Raw genomic sequence first — 2,368 nt, 5'->3', positions numbered from 1 at the left:
AGGCTTGGGACCAGTTCGACCAGGAAAGCCGCAATTTCCGGGATAATAAAAATGCATAGCGCCACTACCGGAAGTCCCATCAGAACGACGACCGCCCTCAAAAAGAATGTTTCTCGTTTCATGTCTTCAACACCTCGTTTGGATTTGTTACTGTCAGTTTAGTCTATAATTTATCGTTTTACAATAAATATTTATTCTTTTAATCAATTCTTACAATATGATTTCGGCCTAAAAAAAGCCAGAAGCGCTCAAAGGCGGTTCTGGCTTTGCCACTTATTTCGTTGATGAATGGTCCTACAGATATTTTTCCAGCATATGCGCGATGCCGTCCTCATTGTTGGACAACGTGATTTCGTTCGCGCTCGCTTTCAGGGCATCAATCGCATTGCCCATCGCAACGCCGACCCCTGCGTAGGCGATGATTGAAGTATCGTTTTCTCCGTCGCCGAAGGAAATGACATTCTCGCTGCTGATTCCCAGCGGTTGCAGGGATTTATCCAGCGCGAAGGCTTTATCGATGCCTTTGTCGGTGAATTCGAAGTAGAATGGTGCGGAGAAATACCCGCTCACGCGGTCTTCGAACGGCAGCATGATTTTCTTCCAATTTTCTTCCAAATATTCCGGTTCCCCTGCGACCAAGATTTTGTGCAACGGGAAATCGACGAACTCGGCAAGATCATCCACTTCGCACAATTTGAAATTGCCGCTGCGCGATTCGTACTCGATGATGTTCTTGAGTCCATTCGGCGGTGCGGTGATCATGCAGTCGTAGACGTTGTTCACGTACATGTAGTCCTTGTGCGCGACCATCGGCTTCACTTCAAAATTCGCAATATGCGCCAGAATTTCCTTGCCCACTTCGTCGGACATGCTTTGGCTGAACAAGGTTTCGTTTGTTGCGCAATCCGTCACGCATGCCCCATTGTATGACAAAAGCAGGCCGTGGTGCTGCTCCATTTTGAGTTCCTTCGAGAACCGCTCCATTGCGGAGATCGGTCTTCCCGACGCCAACACGACTTTGATTCCGGCTTCCTGCGCTTTCAACAACGAATCTCTTGTTCTCGGGCTGATTTCTTTCTGGTCATTCAATAACGTCCCATCGATGTCCAAAACGATTGCTTTCAGATCCATTCAGTTCACCTCATATATTATTGTTAAATCGTGATTTCGATTCTGTTTCCTTCTGGATCGCCGATGACCGATTCATAGTAGCCGTCGCCGGTCACTCTGCATGGACTCAACAAAGGATAGCCTGCATCCACCAGTTTTTGCGTCAAAGCATCCACTATGTCTTTGCTGCCGACCGCGATTGCCAGATGCGCAAACCCCAATATTTCATTCGAGTGTGTTCCTTTGATCACATCTTCGCGATGCATGATTTCCAATCTGGCGCCATCTGCGAAGGACAAGAAATAGGATTGGAAGCCAGATTTCTGATTGTGGTACTTTTCACCTGCCGTTGCTTTGAAGAAATCGCAGTAAAATTCTTTCATTTTTTCCAAATCCGCAGTCCATAGACCGATATGTTCTATTCTCATCTGAAAACCTCCTTGATAACTAAAGTAAGTATATGCCATTCATCCAAAAATGACAGGCGAAACGCTTATGTTGAAATAAATTTGTCTGTACGCTTCCATTCAGACTCGAATTCGTGAAACATTCCTTTCAAAATCTCTGATTGCCTCTTAACAGCAGGATATGGTACTTTACAGACAGAAGGATTTTTGATTGGAGGCGAATCGCATCAATATCGAAAAAATCAAATACTACATTGACCTGGTGGACTGCCGCAGTTTCACGGAGACGGCCAAGCGGAACTATGTGTCGCAGACCACCATCAGCCAGACTGTCGCTTCATTGGAGGAGACATTCCAGATCCGATTGATCAACCGCAAAAAGACGCCAATCGAGCCGACGGAAGCCGGCCAGCTTTTCTACGAAGAAGCGCTGGTGCTTTGGAAGCAATACCAAGGCATGCAGCAGAAAATGCGCAATTTCCAGGCCAATCAGCGGGAAACCTTGTCGATCGAATATTCAGCCATGACGGATATCCAGACGCTGCTTTCCGTCATCCCGGCTTTCCGGAAAGAGAACCCGCTCGTTGAATTGAATCTGAACAAGGTGCTATTGAAGAACATTTCCGAATATCTCGTAAAAGGCATCTATGATGTGGCTATCGCATTCGATTCCGAATTCGAGGGAAAAAAGGAAATCACGACGGTGCCGCTGTATGCCGGCAAATACCAAGCCGTCGTAAGCGCGGGCCATCCGTTGTTTGGTAAAGATTCGGTTACCCTTGACGAATTGTATCAGCACCCGCTCGTCATGCTGGACCCTTCCGTCATCGGTGCGTCCTACGATCTGATGG

3 protein-coding genes are annotated in these 2,368 nt (G+C 47.0%); 1 reads left to right on the top strand and 2 read right to left on the bottom strand.

Translation table 11 applies throughout. From position 1 onward, the window contains the following. Window positions 1-294: 294 nt before the first annotated feature. Both WBV27_RS07585 and WBV27_RS07580 read right to left on the bottom strand, forming a co-directional pair. Window positions 295-1,131 carry a Cof-type HAD-IIB family hydrolase gene (locus tag WBV27_RS07585; protein WP_424200852.1) on the bottom strand — a complete coding sequence of 279 codons (837 nt, stop codon included), beginning with the start codon at window positions 1,129-1,131 and terminating at the stop codon, window positions 295-297. A 23-nt stretch (window positions 1,132-1,154) separates the two neighbouring features. Then, window positions 1,155-1,538, bottom strand: coding sequence for a VOC family protein (locus WBV27_RS07580; RefSeq protein ID WP_424200850.1), 384 nt, complete (start codon window positions 1,536-1,538; stop codon window positions 1,155-1,157). Window positions 1,539-1,728: 190 nt separating this feature from the next. Here WBV27_RS07580 and WBV27_RS07575 point away from each other — a divergent pair. Next, window positions 1,729-2,368 (top strand): LysR family transcriptional regulator (locus WBV27_RS07575; protein ID WP_424200848.1); only part of this gene is annotated, 640 nt, incomplete at its 3' end.

This window comes from Trichococcus sp., assembly GCF_049589555.1.
In the GTDB taxonomy this organism is placed as follows: Bacteria; Bacillota; Bacilli; order Lactobacillales; family Aerococcaceae; genus Trichococcus.
This window is presented reverse-complemented; position numbering and strand designations above follow the sequence as displayed.